10 protein-coding genes and 1 pseudogene are annotated in these 18,126 nt (G+C 39.7%); 7 read left to right on the top strand and 4 right to left on the bottom strand.

Annotated elements, in window-relative coordinates; all coding sequences use genetic code 11:
* Nucleotides 1-55: 55 nt before the first annotated feature.
* Both H6G74_RS01940 and H6G74_RS01935 read right to left on the bottom strand, forming a co-directional pair.
* Entirely contained in the window at nucleotides 56-2,515 is a 2,460-nt protein-coding gene (locus H6G74_RS01940) for a two-partner secretion domain-containing protein (protein WP_190966042.1), read from the bottom strand.
* Between the two features lie 83 nt (nucleotides 2,516-2,598).
* Nucleotides 2,599-4,338, bottom strand: coding sequence for a ShlB/FhaC/HecB family hemolysin secretion/activation protein (locus H6G74_RS01935; protein ID WP_190966041.1), 1,740 nt, complete (start codon nucleotides 4,336-4,338; stop codon nucleotides 2,599-2,601).
* 834 nt (nucleotides 4,339-5,172) lie between these two features.
* Here H6G74_RS01935 and H6G74_RS01930 point away from each other — a divergent pair.
* Both H6G74_RS01930 and H6G74_RS01925 read left to right on the top strand, forming a co-directional pair.
* The gene (locus H6G74_RS01930) at nucleotides 5,173-6,453 is read left to right on the top strand and encodes a GAF domain-containing sensor histidine kinase (protein WP_190966040.1); all 1,281 of its coding nucleotides are present in this window, start codon (nucleotides 5,173-5,175) and stop codon (nucleotides 6,451-6,453) included.
* 289 nt (nucleotides 6,454-6,742) lie between these two features.
* Nucleotides 6,743-8,488, top strand: a complete 1,746-nt coding sequence (locus H6G74_RS01925; protein ID WP_190966108.1) for an ABC transporter ATP-binding protein — start codon at nucleotides 6,743-6,745, stop codon at nucleotides 8,486-8,488.
* A 53-nt stretch (nucleotides 8,489-8,541) separates the two neighbouring features.
* Here H6G74_RS01925 and H6G74_RS01920 read toward each other — a convergent pair whose 3' ends face one another.
* Nucleotides 8,542-9,684, bottom strand: a complete 1,143-nt coding sequence (locus H6G74_RS01920) for a hypothetical protein (RefSeq protein WP_190966039.1) — start codon at nucleotides 9,682-9,684, stop codon at nucleotides 8,542-8,544.
* A gap of 1,064 nt (nucleotides 9,685-10,748) precedes the next feature.
* On the opposite strand from H6G74_RS01920, the gene H6G74_RS01915 reads away from it, so the two are divergent.
* On the top strand, nucleotides 10,749-11,825 hold the full coding sequence (locus tag H6G74_RS01915) for a M4 family metallopeptidase (protein ID WP_190966038.1): 1,077 nt from the start codon (nucleotides 10,749-10,751) through the stop codon (nucleotides 11,823-11,825).
* 292 nt (nucleotides 11,826-12,117) lie between these two features.
* The gene (locus H6G74_RS01910; RefSeq protein WP_190966037.1) at nucleotides 12,118-12,420 is read left to right on the top strand and encodes a protealysin inhibitor emfourin; all 303 of its coding nucleotides are present in this window, start codon (nucleotides 12,118-12,120) and stop codon (nucleotides 12,418-12,420) included.
* Between the two features lie 147 nt (nucleotides 12,421-12,567).
* Here the strand turns inward: H6G74_RS01910 and H6G74_RS01905 are convergent, their stop codons facing one another.
* Nucleotides 12,568-13,494 carry a cobalamin-binding protein gene (locus H6G74_RS01905; protein ID WP_190966036.1) on the bottom strand — a complete coding sequence of 309 codons (927 nt, stop codon included), beginning with the start codon at nucleotides 13,492-13,494 and terminating at the stop codon, nucleotides 12,568-12,570.
* Between the two features lie 568 nt (nucleotides 13,495-14,062).
* Here H6G74_RS01905 and H6G74_RS01900 point away from each other — a divergent pair.
* The 3 genes and pseudogenes from H6G74_RS01900 to H6G74_RS01890 all read left to right on the top strand — a co-directional run.
* Nucleotides 14,063-15,475: pseudogene (locus H6G74_RS01900) on the top strand (PAS domain S-box protein); the annotation flags it as partial.
* A 480-nt stretch (nucleotides 15,476-15,955) separates the two neighbouring features.
* Nucleotides 15,956-16,909, top strand: a complete 954-nt coding sequence (locus H6G74_RS01895; protein WP_190966034.1) for a J domain-containing protein — start codon at nucleotides 15,956-15,958, stop codon at nucleotides 16,907-16,909.
* Nucleotides 16,909-18,123, top strand: coding sequence for an ATP phosphoribosyltransferase regulatory subunit (locus tag H6G74_RS01890; RefSeq protein ID WP_190966033.1), 1,215 nt, complete (start codon nucleotides 16,909-16,911; stop codon nucleotides 18,121-18,123). Before H6G74_RS01895 ends, H6G74_RS01890 begins: the two co-directional genes overlap by 1 nt.
* Nucleotides 18,124-18,126: the final 3 nt, after the last annotated feature.

Raw genomic sequence — 18,126 nt, 5'->3', positions numbered from 1 at the left:
TCCCAAAATAAATTTTGCTATTGGGGTAGCTGTGTAATGTTATGGTGAGTTTTTTTCAGCTTTTATGAACAGCAGCACAAGTTAAATCCGGTTGTGTATAGCCAATGTGAACAGCAACTAATTCAATTTTTCCTTGAGAATTACGTCGCCAGGAAGTAGCTTGGACAAGTGTTTCTGGAGATTTTTGTATTTGGGCTTGTGCTGGTTGTTTGGTGTAGAATGCAGAGATATCACGAGTATCTGACCAGGTGCGATCGCTCCTTATATCCTGTGTTGGATTTTGCGGTATTCCACCTCTACCAATGGCAACAAAACTACTACTAGTATTGACAGTACAACCACTAGCTATTTTTTGCGATGGGTCAGTGACATTTGCTGGTAATTCAACTAAACCTGAATTGGGGTCAACACCAACATTGTTAATTTCTACTGAGCCATTCAAATTAAATGCAGAACTCGCTGTAATATCATTGCTCACATCAACTCTTGGTGTCAGAGTATTGCGGAATTTAAGACCAATAATACCTTGAGTTGTAATTGCAATATTTCCGCCTTTTCCCTGCACGGCATTGGCAATAATATCACTATTTTCTAGCCCAACAATTACTGGAGCATTAATAATAATATTGCCACCATTGCCAGTACCACCTGCTTCGGCATTAATAAAGCCAGCATCACGCATGAGTAATAAATCTCGCAGTTGCAGGTTGATGTTACCACCTTCGCCTGCTTTTGTTGAGGCTAAAAGGTTGCCACCATTTTTGAGTGTCAGGGTATTGGCATTAATGAGCAGATTACCAGCTGTACCAGAGCCAGTATTTTGGACAAAAATCGTCGCCCCATCAGAAACGTTAACAATGGGGGCGTTAATAGTAGTATTGCCAGCATTAGCACGGGAAATTGTACTAAAAGCGCCTACAGGCAAAACAGCAGTACCAATATAGCTGGGGGTTTCTCCAGGTTTCATCCCACTCACATCAATGGATTCGGAAGCATTGATAGTCAGTGAACCTGCATTGCCTAAAACTATACTTGAAGCCGATACTCTAGCACCACCTTGAACAGATAATTTACGGGTTTTAATGTCCAAATTACCTGCATCACCAGGCCCGAATGTGGCGGCAGAAACTAAAGTAAAATAACTACCTTTTGGCGTTCCTGCACCTAATACCTGGATTGTATCTGCCTTGATATTCAGATCGCCGCCCTTACCTGACGAATAAGGTCTAGCTGCGATATTGGCTCCGGCTGAAACAGATAAATCTTGCGTAGTAATGGAAATATCTCCACCTTTTCCTTTACCAAAAGAAGCGGCTAATATTTGGCTGACGGCTCGAAAAGGAGAAGGATCACCCGGTGCAAAACCATTGACATCTATTGCATCACTATTGATGATAATGTTACCCCCAGTAGCGGCGCTAAATGTGCGGTTGATGATGTAACCACCTTGATCAATATTTAACTTCGGGGTATTAACGATGATATGCCCTGCGGCCGCAGAAGATACGGTGTCATTAACTAAACTGCTAGAACTTGTAAACTTAGGGGACTTACCGATAATATTCAATGCTTCTGTAGCATTAACAACAATATCACCAGCAGCTTGGTTACTACGATTTTGAACAAATACCAAAGAACCATCGCGGATGCTGACCTGTTTTCCTTGAATCTTGACAGATCCGCCATTTTCTCGGCTGAGATCGCGTGTAGATGCTAAAGCACGTTGGGTCAGAGTAATATCACCAAAATTCCCAGTATTGGGATAACTCAGGGTAAATCCTTGGGAAGTGGAATTGAGAGTCACGTTAGCGTTGCTGATGCTACCCAGTTCTATTTGTCCTCCCGGTGCAGAGAGTAACCCGCCATCCAAGGCAATATTTCCACCTACTAATGCTAGAGTTTTGCCAGATTGTACTTGTAATCCCCTGGTGCCAATATTGAGTCCAGATATCTGGGTTGATGCAAGAAAATTGGCATTATGGCCGGCTCCTTGAACAGTAATCATTCCTGGATTGCTGCCAAGTTGTAATCCAACGGGGACGCTCATGGTTAATAAGGACGGAGATGTGGTGTTGGTGGCGCTAAACTTCAACCCATCGGCAAATACTATGCTATCGGCGGTTGTCCCGACAAAAGAACCGCCGATGCTCAGTTTAGCGTTAGCCCCAAATAAAATCCCGGCAGGATTCAGTAGAAATAAATTCGCACTACCTTGGGCGCTGATTGTGCCATCTATATTTGATAAACTACCACCTGTGACGCGGGCGAAGATGTTTTGTACACTAGTAGGATTTTGGAACGTGACAGTAGTACCGTTAGGTATGGAAAATTGGCCGAAGCTATGAAAGAGGTTACTTCCATACTGGGTACCGTTGGTAATATCAAAGCTAGTGCTGCTTGGTTGAGACACTGCGGTGCCGAGTGTGCCGTCAGTTTTCACCTCGGCATTGGCAGCATTACTCCATAGGAGCATAATAGCTAATCCTATCCCACTTGCAACTATACTTGTTTTCATATTTTTAGTTCGCCCTTGATACCCACAATTTCCAATTGCCTAAATTTAGGATTCCCCATCAAAGGAATTGTTAATCACTTTGATTAAAACAGTGAGTACTGCATAGAGAAGTACAATCCGTTTTCTTGGAGCGATCGCTTGTCGCCATCCACAGAGATGATAGGAATGCCCCAATCCAAACGGGCAGAAAAGTTATTTCCTTGTTTCCATAACAGCCCAAACCCTGCACCGACTAAGGTATTGGTGGAAGGATTATTACCCTTGGTATTCCAGCCTTGACCGACATCAACAAATGGTGCTAGTTGTAAAACTCCTTGGATTTTGTTAGCACGCACAATGGGAAAGCGAAATTCTGAGGAAAACAAAAAGCCGCTATCTGTGAGTAATGTATCTTGGCGATAACCCCGCACGCTTAGTTGTCCACCTAGTCCAAATTGCTCTAAAGGTACTAGGTTATTTGCGGCTAGTTGTAAATCAGCCCTAGTTAAAAACAAGGTATCTGGGGCAAATTGTCTGACCCACTGTGCTTGTCCTCGCCAACTAAAAAAGCGACTATCAGGAGCCTCTTCACTGACACTAGCTCCCAACCAATCGACTCCCAAACTAAATTGCGATCGCGCGGCGAAAACTTGTGTACTGCTGCGGTGGGTATACTCTTGGGTGAAACGCAAGGCAGAAATTTTGGTTCTGCCATTCTCGTCGGCACCAGGGGATAAAGGAAAGCCGCCAATATTATCTAGACCAATGATTGTTTGACTTTCTTGGCGGGAGAATGATAGCCCCACGGCTAATTCTTGGGTTGGTTTTTGCAGTAATGGTTGGCGAAATCCGAATTCGTACGCGGTGCTATTTGACTGAATATCCAGAACGCTGAAAGGTTCTTCAATAACGTTGTTCCAGCCTTGATTAACACTAAAAGATAAAGCGCCGTTGTAAGCATTCACAGGCAATGTGTAACTAGCGGCAATTGTATTACTACCATTGGTATTGGTATAGCCCACACTCAAGGTATCGCCTAAGCCTAATAGATTGGCCTCTTGGACATCTATACCCCGGCGAAAACTACCAACGCTAGGCGATCGCCCGTTATCCAAACTGATTGATCCTGTGAAGGTGTCGGCTTCTTGAACTTCGACAAGTAAAATATTAGTTCCGGGAGTTGTACCAGTTTGCAATTCCGCAGAGATGTTTTTAATGCGTGGATCGAGCCGGAGTAGTTGCAGTTTTTCTAATAAGCGTGGCACATTTAGGGGTTTTCCGGCACCTAGACGAATGCGATCGCGAATGTAGTTGCTATTCAATCGTCGATTACCCACGATTTTAATTTCTGGCAAACTACCTTCCACTACCTGAATTTTGACAACTCCTGCATCTAGTGTTTGGGGTGAAATTAAAGCCCCAGTCGTGACATAGCCTTTATCAGTGTAGAACTTGCTAATAGCTTCTTTGACTTGTAATAACTCTGCAAAGGATACTTCGCGCCCCACAAAAGGAGCTGTAATCGGTGCAAAATCTTTTGGTGTAAATACTGTACTGCCAACAACTTCAATGCGCTCTACCCGGAATTTAATATTAGGATCATCCTCTCCTGTAGTTGATTGATCAGGTAATTCCACAGGCGGAAGTAATGGCTCTTGTTCTGATGGTTGTGGTAGCGCATCTGATGGTAAGGGCGTAACTGGAATTTCTTCTATCCTTCCTGGTGGTAAACTCTGCGGGTTGGCAGTTTGTCCGTATACCTGATGATAATTACACAATACTGCGGCAATAACAAACCCGAAGGTTAAAGGTTTCAGTGTTGTTATGCGCGGTTTAAAAATCATTTGATGCTTGTGTGTATGGCTAATTATAAATTTTGTCTTCACACTAAATACCCACGCATAAATATTGAGTCAGTTTTCTAGGCACTCAAAATCACTTTTGTACTTAACTAATTCAGAGTTGCCTTGTTTAGTGATGTAATGAGTATCATATATATCAAAAATACGCTTTATTTTTTACAATTGCACCCAGTATAAATACTGTTTTTTCTTGATGAAGAAATTTAATTACGCATGATTACAGATAAGCATCAGATGAACTTTGCTCGCGTCACTTTGCCATAACTTTTATTATTCTGAAAACTCCTTTTAATCTGCCATTTCATCGATTTACTTGAGTTTTCTTCTGGGAGTATGGTACGCTTGAAATAATGTTATTTGCTGTAATAGCTATCGCATTGTGATTCTGGCTACATTAGGGGTTGATAATCATTCGAGATATCAATAGTTATTACAAGTCAAGACATGAAAATTTGTCTGAGTTTTTATTCCAGTCATTCAAAAAATAAATTATTATTGGTTAGCTAGTTTTTAACGGATATTAACCTAAAATTAACTTCTATACTTGTGATAAAAAAATAGTTATTCTCAATAAATAGTAAACTATTTTACTTGGTCGTTTAATATCCAATTTTCGATAATATTAAAATTTATTAAAATAGTAAAAAAAATATAAATCTCTAGTATTTAAGAGGGCAATTATAGTATTGTTTAGATTGATAAAATCAAAATCCAAAGTTATTAAATTATTCTAAAAAACCAGAAGTATCCCTGGCAAAAGTTTTGAACTTAGGATTAATGATTATAAAAAAATATTAACTTCTGCAACAGGCATATATGAGTAAAGCTGATGGTAAAACAAGTTTGTTGCAAAAACAACTATGGCAGCGCGAAAGACGAGCGATCGCATTTTTATCTTGTTTGAACTATCGCTCTGGAGAACTATCTAGCTACCTACAAAGCATTGCCTGTGGAGTCAGCGAGTTATTAGAAATCGATTGGTCAGTCGTGACTGTTTGCCAAAAAGGTTTTGAGAGAGTACTAGCCAGTAGTCTTGATATGGGGGAGGGTGAGCATGTTTATTCACTACATGGTTTACTCACTGGCACAGTAATCGAAATTGGTCGCCCTTTGGCTGTAGAAGATGCAGTGAAAAATCCAGAGTATGGGCAGATTCCCGAAGGTTACTGTGCTTATTTGGGCATACCCTTAAAAACAGCAGAAGGAAAAGTCATTGGTACAATCTGCTCTTTTCATCGCCAGTACAGAGCATTTACACCAGAAGAAATTCAAGTCGCTGAAGTATTTGCCGAACGCGCAGCTACAGCCATAGATAATTATTATCTCTACCAACAACAGTGCGAATTTAATCAAATTTTAGAATCAGAAGTAGAAAAACGTACTATTGAACTGCGAACCGCCCAAGCCAAACTAGTAGAACAAGAACGCCTCGCAGCAATTGGTGAATTTGCTGCCATGATTGTCCATGAAATTCGCAATCCTTTGACGACAATGCTCATGGGATTAAAGTATTTCCAAAAAACTAGTTTGAACCCTGCATCGCAAGAGCGATTATCGTTAGCATTAGGTGAAGCTTCTCGGTTAGAAAATCTATTGAGTGAAATTTTGCTTTATGCGAAACCTCAAGTGTTAAAACTGGATGAGTTAGAGGTCAATAATTTTATTCGAGAGTTGCTGAAATTAATTTGGGGAATGCCAGAAGCATTAGAACGGGAAATTAAATTTATTCCTAGCCCAAACCCAATCAAAATTTTAGGAGATAAAGACAAGCTCAAACAAGTATTTATTAATATTGTGCGTAACGCTTGTGAGGCAGTTTCCTGTGGAGATGTGATTATCTGGGAAGTAAAAAATTCATCTTTAGATCAAGTTAGAATTAATGTTTGTAATGGCGGTGAGCCAATTCCAGCCGAAATTATCTCACAACTAACGCAGCCATTTTTCTCCACAAAATCTAACGGAACTGGATTGGGATTAGCAATTTCTAAACGCATTGTTCATGCTCATGGTGGGGAATTATCTATTCATTCTGATGCTGCATCTGGTACTAATGTTACAGTGCAATTACCTGTGGTGACTGTACGGAAAATGGGATGAAATTAAGTCAAAAGTCAAAAATTAAAAGTCAAAAATCAGAGAATTTTTGACTTTCCTGTAGAGGTGTAAGTGTTCAAAATTCTGATACCTTATCTCAACAACTAAATTTGTGTCAGTCCTCAGAGTAATTTCATACTTTGGTGATGTGGTTTATGATCACTCAAGGGTGGGGAAATTCAAAACCATTACACCCCTACAACATAAAAACCCTACTAAGTCCTATTTGTAAGTATCTAATTTGAGGTGATGACAATTGGTGCAACAACCAGAACTGCGGCAAAATTCGCCGATGCGGTCAATTGGCCGCGTGTTGAAGAGTTTAGGCAATTACCGTTGGACTTCTGTGGGAGCTTTGATTAGTGTCTTACTATTGACAGTTGCCAATGCTGTGACACCGCAATTATTTCGTTGGGGAATTGATCAAGGTATTGCACCGCACAATTTACAAATAGTACTTTACAGTGCGGCTTGGATGGTAGTGGCCGCGATCGCACGGGGTTTGTTTAACTTTGGTCAAAGCTATTTAGCTGAAGCTGCATCTCAAGGTGTTGCTTATGATTTACGCAACAAAATTTTCAGCAAAATTCAAAATTTGAGTTTTAGCTATCATGATCAGTCCCAAACTTCCCAATTATTAACCCGTGTCACCAGCGACATTGAGCAAATCCGCACTTTTGTGGGGACTAGCTTGATTCAAGTGATTGGGGGATTGGTAACATTGGTGAGTATTGCCGTGATTCTGCTCATCATGAATTGGCAACTGGCTTTAATTACCTTGTCGGTAGTCCCGATATCTGCATGGTTAATGGCAAGGTTTGTGAATCAAAATAACCAACTGTTTGGGCAAATACAACAGCAGTTGGGTAATTTGAATGCGGTTTTGCAAGAAAACTTGCTAGGGATACGGGTAGTTAAAGCCTTTGTGCGCGAGTCGGCGGAACAGTCGCGTTACACCACCTTAAATGATGCTCTCGTCAGTGCAAATATGCAGGCGATTCGTGCTATTCGCAATACATTCCCGTTTATCTTTTTGCTGAGTACTTTGGTGACGCTGGCAGTTTTTGGCTACGGAGGTATACAGGTAATTGGTAATAGCTTTTCCATTGGGGAATTAGTAGCATTTAACTCATACTTAGTGTTAATTTTTCAACCAATATTATTAATTGGCTTTGCTGCCCCAGCGATCGCTCAAGCCGCAGCCTCGGCAACACGAGTATTTGAAGTAGTTGATGCTGCTGTGGAAATCCGCGATCGCCCAAATGCGATGTTATTTGATACTTGCGGTGGCCGCATTACCTTTGAAAACGTTTCTTTTCGCTATCCGGGAGCCACTACCGAAGCCCTAAAAAATGTGTCTTTTGAAACTAAGCCTAAAGAACTCATTGCGGTTTTAGGAATGACAGGTTCCGGCAAAAGTACAATTATGAACTTGATTGCGCGTTTTTATGATGTGACTGGGGGAGCAATACGCATTGATGGGCGCGATGTGCGAGATTTTACACTCCAAAGTTTGCGATCGCATATTGGCATAGTCTTTCAAGAAAGCACTTTATTCTCTGGAACTATCCGCGACAATATTGCCTACGCCAAACCCAATGCCAGTTTAGAACAGGTCATAGAAGTGGCGAAAACTGCCCAAATTCATGATTTTATTATCGGCTTACCCGATGGCTACAACACAATTGTCGGTGAACGAGGTGTTGGTTTATCTGGCGGACAAAAGCAACGAATTGCGATCGCCCGTACCTTACTTACCGATTACAGTATTCTGATTTTGGATGATAGTACCTCTGCGGTGGATGCTAAAACAGCTACGCAAATTCAAGCCGAACTCGATAATTTAATGCAGCAAAAAGCTTGTGTCACCTTTGTGGTAGCGCAACGCATTAGTACAGTCAAAAATGCTGATCGCATTTTATTAATTGATAAAGGTCAATTGGTAGCTCAAGGAACCCATGAAGAATTGATGCGAATTAGTCCACTTTATGGGGTAATTCTAGAATCTCAAATCCAACATCATCAAGTAAAATCTTGATTGATCGCGCCAATATATACACATATATAGTCGGGTTTCCATAGAATTTGAGTTTAGTGGAGATTACACAACATTTCTATATAATTTTTGAGCGGACTCATTGTTTCTAACTTGAGCTGGGAAATTTCTTGTTTTTCTGCTAGAATATCTTGTTTATAATATTGGAGTGTTTCAGGAAACAGAACTCTATGAGATGCTCCTTCAACTTCGTTCAATATTAGTTTTCCATCTACAAGTTCAAATATATCTATACGAATAGAAACTGTTTTTTTCACCGAATCTAGCAAGACTTGATATACATCTTGAGCAAAGGTTTGCCATGCCTCTGGCGGATTAAGAATAAATATATTTTCGCCACCAAACTTTTCATGAGCAATTTCTGTATTAACATCTATAGTCCGTTCAATAAAATGAGGAGTATTACCAACAAAAACGGCGGAAATTTCTCGCTTTAACTTCTCAAATTTTTGTACTAATTTTGATACATTGAAGCAGCGACAAGAATTTTGAAAATAATTGTATAACTGCTGATTATTTTTTAATTTAATTAATTTTTGAGTTACTTGATCGTCAGGCTCTCGACTATAGGTTTTAACTTCATATCGATGAGCTTCATTTTTAACTCTTATAATAAATTCTAGTCCATCGGCACCAGAACCAATAGCAGGCTTCAACACAATTTTCTCAACCCCATCCTGGTTAAGATAATCAGCAATATCAAATTCAGATAGTTGCCAGTGTGAAACAATAATAGTATGAACGGTAGGAATGCCTTTTTGTTGAAGTTCTTTTATATAACTTGCTTTATCAAGTACCCAATTTAGTGTTTCAAAAGATGGAGTTATTGAAATGGCATTACCCTGTGATTTTTGTAAGTCCAGAAACTGCTTCAATTCTCTGAAAATATTTTTGTATCCTTTTTCCCACCTTCGAGGAATTCCTCTACAATAGCGTATATCTATTACGTCTATTTTTTTCCAGTCAAATCTATTGATGAAGTCAGCAAAGTCTAGGCTACCATAGAGAAGAGGTTGTATATTAAAAATATATGTTTTTACATTTTTAGCTGACAAACCAGCCAGAACAAATTCAAAGTCTTCGTGAGTTTGTTCTGTGTGACAAATTAATATAGAGCGATTAAAATTATCACCTATATCTGATTTACTAACTATCTGTTCAATTTTATTAGTCATCATTTTTTATTAGATATAAATTATTTAGCAACACTAAATAACGATATAAGTTAATTTATTAATTACGTTTTGATACTTCAAATACTAAAACAATCATTGAGTTAAGTATTTTTGGATTTTTCAGTATTAGAATCACATCACATAAGTTTTTTGATAAATTTTTACAAGATAATGCTACAGTCAGTCTTCTAACTTTTCAGCATTCTTGTTTCAACTGAGCAAGTAACTACTTTAGACTTATCAACTTGCTTTATGTTTCAGTATTTTTACTGAAACATAAATTATTTCATCTTAAGATATGCAGCATTTCCCTCGTTATCACATACAATGCTTTGAAAAACAATTACTAGTTGACTTTTGGAATTAAAAACGATCGCATCATCTTGGCTAACTCCACAACTTCCACCAAGCACGCATACAGGGTAAAGCGTAACGCACCCTACTAGCGACACTCACCGCCCCCACTATGTACTAGTTAAAAACGATCTAAAAAACATACTGATTATCATTTTCAATATCTAACAAATAGCTGGATTAACTAGGTTGCCAACCAGCCAAAAATGAACTAAGGTAGGACTGAATTTTTCTGAAGTAAATTAATATAAACTTTTCCGAAATTTAGCCTTAACAATTGGTAAATGCTGAATGTAAGTCATTGATGTGGCGGATATATGATAGCAACTAATTTAAATTTGCAAATTATATTTAAATTTTATTTGCAACATACTCATTATCAGTTTAATAAGCTGTAAAAATATCTATATATGCAACAAAGCTTAATAAAATATTTAGGAAATATCCTGTAAAAGAGCTTGAGAAAATAGCATAATCGTTCTTAAAAGGAAGTATTATTTAGCCCTGCAAGTTCTGTGGATAGTTGTGATTTATTGGTGCAACCATTAAGGCTAAAATGACAGGTTTTAAGTTTTGTGACTCAGTATTATAGATGCTGGACAGACATATCCAAAAACTAGTAAAAAAGTCAATAAAAATTATTCCTAGAGGATATGTTGATTGCATGAATTAGCATAGCGATCGCTTAGTTTTTTTGAAGGAGAATATCTTATATGGCGCGTAAGAAAAAATCATCAGGTTTTAAATTGCAGCATTCAATTTACACAAGATGTCCTATTTGTTGTATTTTGCCACCTCACATGCTAGAAAATGTGGCTGTGAATGGTAATCCGCAGCAACGTTCTTGGGCATTTCATACCTTAAATGTTTCCGCACAGTTCCGTGGGCGACGGAATGTTGTTGGGAATATTTTCTTCTCTCCTTCTCCGGGTGAGAAGCGACGCACTATCTACGACGCGAAAAATGGACAGCAACTTCCAGGTACTTTAGTACGTGGTGAAGGTGATCCGCCAAGCACTGATGAAGCAGTAAATGAAGCTTACGACGCTGCTGGTGCTACTTATGACTTATATTATGAAGTATTTGAACGCAACTCAATTGATGATAAGGGTTTACGTTTAGACTCTACCGTACATTATGGTGTTAAATACGACAACGCCTTTTGGAACGGTGATCAAATGGTCTATGGCGATGGCGATGGTGAACTGTTTCAACGCTTCACAAAATGCGTTGATATTATTGGACATGAGTTAACACATGGAGTCACTCAATACGAAGCTGGTCTGCAATATTATGGTGAACCAGGGGCGTTGAACGAATCATTTTCGGATGTTTTTGGTTCCTTGGTCAAACAAAGATTAAAAAATCAAACAGCCGACCAAGCAGACTGGATTATTGGTGAAGGTCTATTAGCGCCCGGTGTTAAAGGTATTGGTATTCGCTCGATGAAAGCCCCAGGAACAGCTTATGATGATCCTGTGTTGGGCAAAGATCCGCAACCAGCCCACATGCGGAATAAGTTTATGGGCTGGGAAGATAATGCGGGTGTGCATATCAATTCTGGTATTCCCAACTATGCCTTTTATTTAGCCGCAATGGAAATTGGTGGTTATGCTTGGGAAAAAGCCGGGAAAATTTGGTATATTGCTTTACGCGATCGCTTGCGTAACCAAGCACAATTTAAAACCGCCGCTAACGTCACCATCCAAGTTGCAGGAGAACTCTACGGTACAGATAGTCCAGAACAAAAAGCTGTACAGAATGCTTGGCAAAAAGTAGGAGTAATTTAAGCAGAATTCAGGAGTCAGAAGCCAGAATACAGAACGGACTGTGTATGTGAGCAAAAACCCATACACCCAATCTCAACGTCTAATACCATTTTGGATTTTAGATTTTAGATTTTGGATTGGGTAAGGGTTGATCGGTAAGCTTTTGAGCCATCCATCTGTCGCAATCATTTTTTAATTTGATCTAAGTTCTGCTAACTTCTGGATTCTGACTTCTGACTTATTTTCATTGTTGCTAAACTGAGGGAAGATAGTTATTTTCTCCCAGTTTTTATATACAACGGAGAGCAAAACAATGCGGATCACATTTGAACGCACAGGTGGCTTTGCTGGAATAACGAAGAAAACAACTCTAGACACCAACAATCTTCCACCAAAGGAAGCTAAAGAACTACCATTATTAGTCCAAGCGGCGGATTTATTTCGCTTACCTGCACAAATTCCCTCGCCAAATCCCCAGAGCGATCGCTTTCAGTATAGGTTAACTGTAGAAGATAACGATAAACAGCACACAGTAATTGTGAGTGAAGCAGCCTTACCCGGAACTTTAAGACCTTTAATTGAATGGCTCAATCATGTGGCTATTCAGAGGGGTTAGGATCAGGGGGACAAGGGAAGGGAGACAAGAGGGACAAGGTGGACAAGGGAGATAGAGGTTTGTTGAGTTAATCAAAAATATTCAATTTGTTTTTTAGACTACCTAAAAAATCATTACTCAGAACTCAGAACTCAGAACTCAGCACTTTTACAAAATGTCCCAAGCAGTACCTTTGTAACCATAGTCAAAAATTTCTGGATGCAAAATTTCTGCAAGAATTTCTAAAGAATCCACTAATCTTGGGCCGGGACGGTTAAAGTAAGCATTACCATCAGTAATATAAACTCTACCTGTTTGGCTGGCGTGGAGTTTTTGCCATTCGGAACGTTGAGTTAGTAATTCAGCTTCTTGGCGAGTGCGAATTAAATCAAAGCCACAAGGCATAAATACAATTACATCGGGATTACTGGCGATGAATGTTTGCCATTCCAAGGTTGCAGAAGGTTTACCGGGATGGCTAAACAGCGATTGTCCGCCTGCAAAGTTGACTAGTTCGGGAATCCAGTTTGCGCCTGTCATCAAAGGATCTGTCCACTCGATACAAGCAATTTTTGGCAGTTCATTGAGTGCTAACCCTTGGATTTTTTGTTGGACGATTTTAACTCTGGCTTCTAGGTTTTCCAGTAATTTTACTGAGTCTACATCAAAGATATGAGCAACTTGTTCAATATCAGTCCAAACATCTTCCAGAAGATTAGGTTGTAAAGAAATAATTTTTGGCGAAGTTGAGATGAAATTACTAACAGCTTTTTCCACTTCTGGCAAGCTGACGGCACAAACATCACATTGGTCTTGGGTGAGAATGTGAGTCGGTTGTAACTGTTCTAAAACATCGGTTTTGATGTGATAAATACTCAATGCTGATTGCAATAAATCATTGACTTTAGTGTGAATGTCGCTGCTAGGAACATCAATATTAAAGCGTGCTTCTGTGCATATAGGAACATTTTGAATATCTGGCGGATAGTCACATTCATGCGATCGCCCTACAATTGCATCAGTTAACCCCAGTGTGGCTAAAATCTCCGTTGCACTTGGTATTAAAGAGACAATTCTGAGATTGCTATTAGTCATTGCTTTATCTCCCGAACATCTGCTGCCAGTTCAATTTTTACAAACTTCAAATAATTAAGTATCTTTCCGTAGGAGAATGCCACAAGTTATGAGCGTCATAATTAACTGGGCAAATTGACTATTTGAGAAAGTGCCATACATCAAAATCTTCTCATACCTAATTATCTTTGATTTTAGGCGATATCGTCTTCAGGAGTGATGCTATTCTTTGGCTTTCTATGGTATTAGGTATGAGACATCAATCATCAAGTTGCTGATAAAAAGCATGTTGTAACTGTATGAACTGGTTAATAGCATAGTAGCTATATGGAAATGATCTCTTCAAATCATAAAATTTTTAACAAACAGCCATTCCGTACGTAGTTATATACCAGAGGATTGCCAAACTTACATAACTAATAATAATGTAATTTTAGTAATAAGTATTGCACTGTACTCAAAGAGTTTGATGAAAAAAAATATACTATCCTGTTCTGAAAAATCCTCTGGAGTATTTGTAGTTATAAAAGATAGTTCTGTTTTTGTGATAACTCCCTCAGACATGGTAATTACTTAACAGGTGTATTAGATGCAGTTAGCAGTGGTTAATGATGGTCAAGCAGAGATTGTGCAGATTAGAGACAACGAGCAGCGCAAGCAAATTCAATCCTTAGTGCAGTTAGCCAGGAGTAAGACATTCCAAACTGGCAATCTCCAGACAACACTACAAGAAATTACAGAGGTAGCAGCAAAAACACTGTCGGTTGAGCGAGTAGGTGTATGGTTATACACTGCGGATAACACCGCAATAGAGTGTAGTAATTTGTATGATGTGCGGAAAAACATCCATGTATCAGGTCAGACTTTATTAAAAGCAAGTTATCCTAATTATTTCCAAAGTTTAGAAATGGAACGCAGTCTGGCTATAAAGGATGCAATGAACGACCAGAGAACCCAAGAATTAGCAGCATCTTATTTAAAAGCATTTGGCATTACATCATTCCTAGATGCGCCTATTTGGTTAGGAGGACGTGTAGTAGGAGTAGTTTGTCATGAACATTGTGGTGAAATGCGCCAATGGACTGTTGAAGAAGAACATTTTGCTAGTTCAATCGCTGATTTTGTCGCTTTAGCAATAGAAGCCAGCGATCGCCACATTGTACAAGAAGCTCTCAGCAAAAGTGAAGCACAATTTCGCGCAATTTTTGAGCGTTCATCCATTGGGATCGGAATTGCAGATATAAAAGCCCAAATAGTAGATATTAATCCGGCGCTATCTCAAATGCTGGGATACAGCCGGGAAGAACTTTATGGAAAGTATTTTATTGATTATATTGCGACCCAGAAAGGAGATTTAGAGCTATATAAACAATTAGTAGCAGGAATGCGCGATCGCATTGAAATCGAAAAACACTTCCGCCACAAAAATGGTCAGTTAGTGTGGACTAAACTCTCGATTTCGATGATTCCTGGGAGTACTGCTACACCAGAGTTTTTCTTGGCAATTATTGAAGATATTACAGAACGTAAACAAACAGAATTAAAACTGCGTGCGTCTCAAGCAGCCGCAGAAGCTGGTAATCGCGCCAAAAACGAATTTTTGGCGACAATGAGCCATGAACTGCGAACTCCGTTAAATGCAATTATGGGCTTATCGCAGTTGTTACAACAAGAAATGGTTGGCGCTTTAAATGAGAAACAACAAGAATACGTTAGTTGTATATATAGTAGCGGCGAACATTTATTAGCAATCATCAACGATATTCTTGATTTATCAAAGGTAGAATCAGGCAAGGAAGAACTACATTTATCAACTGTATCAGTATTAGATTTATGTAATTATGCCATTTCGACAGTAAGTGATCAAGCCCAAGAAAAAGGGTTAAAACTGATCAGCGAAATTGACCCGCAGGCAGAAATTTGTCGAGTTGATATTCGTCGCTGTAAACAAATGCTAATTAACTTAATGACCAATGCGATTAAATTTACACCCACAGGTCAATGATTGGACAGAATTAAATAATCTACAACCAGAAAAGTATGACTATCTTGTAAAGCCAATTCGGATCATGCAGCTTGAATCGATTTTGCTGCGATATTTAGGTGTTTAACAGGGAGTACAGAGAATCAGGCGCGGACGAACTGCTGGTACTGAGCTTGGTCGAAGGAAGTTAAATGTCTAAAATTTCACAGTAAAATTATACTCAATCCCGCCATGAGAAATTGCTCAGTGTAGCCGAAAAACAGGCTGTTTTTGGGTTTTTAGGAGAAAAATATTGTCATACCTTGTCTTTAAGCAGTGGTTTTAGTCCGTAGACCAAATTACGGGTTTTGAAAAAGACATTATCTGCATCAGTGTGAGGATCATAGAAAATATTGACCCTTGGCTATGGAATAAATGAAAAATTGCTACTGACAATCCACTGAGTGAGCGAAGTAAACTAGAAGGAATCTTATGAATCCTTTGGTGCAAGACCAACCTATGTCGCTAAAAATAGATCGTGGATTGTTTAAATATGACTTTATAGATCATCACGCAGTCTTGTGCGTTACGGTGGATGCGGATGTGAAAGACATTCGGAAGCGTTATCTGCAAATTGCCCGGCGTTTGCATCCTGACAGTAATGCTTCTGCCTCGCCTGGGGAAAAGAAGTTAGCTAGTGAATTATTATCGAAGTTGGTTAACCCAGCTTATGAAGCCCTATCTAACGATCGCACCCGCACAGAATACATGATAATTTTGTCCCAAATGGGTAAGCGTTTGGTACAAGAGTCAAGCTCGATAGAACTTACCACAGATTTAGGTAGACAACTAGCTGCGGCTCCCAATATTGATCATTCCTATAAAACTGCGATCGCTAAAATTGCTGAAACTCAATTCACTTCCCTACAGCAAGTCATCCCTATTGTTGCTCAAATTAGCGAGTTGAACTTGGTTTATTTAATGCGGAGTGCTGGTAAGGCTTTCTCTAACCAAGCGCCTGCACAGAAATCTCCCACATCAACAGCTAACACACCCCAAAATACAGCTGCTGCACCCCCACCACCACCAGCGCCACCCAAAGAAGACGCAGCAGTAGAACAATATATTCGGCGGGCGCAAACTTTAATTGATAAAAACCAATTTGCTCAAGCGAAAGTTGAATTGCAAGACGCGCTGAAACTGGCTCCCAAGAGTAGCCGTTGTCATAGCTTGATTGGCTTGGTCTATTTAAAGCAAAATCAACTCAAAATGGCCAAGATTCATTTTGACAATGCTTTAAAATTAGATCCAAATGACCAAACAGCGAGCGCATGGAAACCTAAAATAGATAAAGCTTTGGGTCAACAATCCGGTGGTTCTAAAGCGACTCCATCTGCCAAAACTGGCACACAACCAGATAAATCAGGAGGTGGAGGTTTATTTGGCGGTTTGTTTGGTGGGAATAAAAAATAATGGTGTATCAACCAGCAGCGGGAGCAAGGGATTTATTACCTTTAGATGTAGCTCAAAAACGCTGGATTGAAGATAGGTTACAACAAGTGTTCCATCGTTGGGGATATCACAAGATTATTACCTCAACGCTGGAACGGATGGACACTTTGATGGCGGGGGAAGCAATTCAACGCCAGATGGTGATTCAACTGCAAAATTCTGAAGATGAAGAATTAGGCTTGCGTCCAGAATTGACAGCTTCGATTGCGCGTGCTGTAGTGTCGCGTATGGAAGGTGTCACTTATCCGCAACGACTTTATTATCATGCCAATGTCTTCCGGCGAATTTGGGAAAATCGCCACAATCGTCAGCAAGAGTTTTATCAAGCTGGCGTGGAACTTTTAGGTGTTGGTGGATTGCGAGCTAATGCTGAAGTAATGCTGTTGGTGGGTGATTGTTTAGATGCTTTAGGTTTGCGTGATTGGCAGATAGTTTTAGGCGAAGCGGGAATTACTCGCTCGCTTTTACAGGCTTTTCCGGCTAATGTACAAGCAAAAGTACGTCAAGCGATCGCTCATCTTGATCGCGTGACTATCGATACTTTGCCCTTGAGCGAAGATTTACGCGATCGCGCCAGAATCATGCTCGACCTGCGCGGTAAAAGTCAAGATGTATTACAAAAAGTCAGTAGCCTGGGTTTGGATGCAGAACAGCAAGCTGCTGTCAATCATCTGAAATCGCTGGTAGAGTTACTGGAATCAGAAAGAAAGTTTCCCATCATCTTGGATCTGAGTTTGATCCAAACCATTGACTATTACACAGGTATTGTCTTTGAAATTGTCCACAACAGCGATTATCCAGCCACAGTTTTAGGGCGGGGTGGTCGCTATGACCAACTTTTAGGACTGTATCATCCCCAAGGCGAAAACATCCCCGGAATTGGTTTTGTTCTCAATATTGAGGATTTACACCAAGTTCTGTTATCGAGCCAGCAATTACCCCAAGATATCCCCGCTAGTAACTGGTTAGTAGTACCAGAAACCGAAAGTGCGGAAGCCGCGGCTTTTGCTTATGCTCAAAAACTCCGTGATTCTACTCACCTAGTCATAGTCGAAATGGAATTGGGGGGAAAAGATGCACAAGCTATTCGTCAGTATGCCAGCGATCGCCGAATTGCTCAAATCGCTTGGATTAAAGCCGATGGCTCACCCACAATAGAAAGTATTAGTCAATAATCA

Source organism: Nostoc spongiaeforme FACHB-130, assembly GCF_014698475.1.
GTDB classification, from domain to species: Bacteria; Cyanobacteriota; Cyanobacteriia; order Cyanobacteriales; family Nostocaceae; genus Nostoc_B; species Nostoc_B spongiaeforme.
Note: the sequence above shows the minus strand (reverse complement) of the source record. Positions and strands in the feature narration are given on the sequence as shown.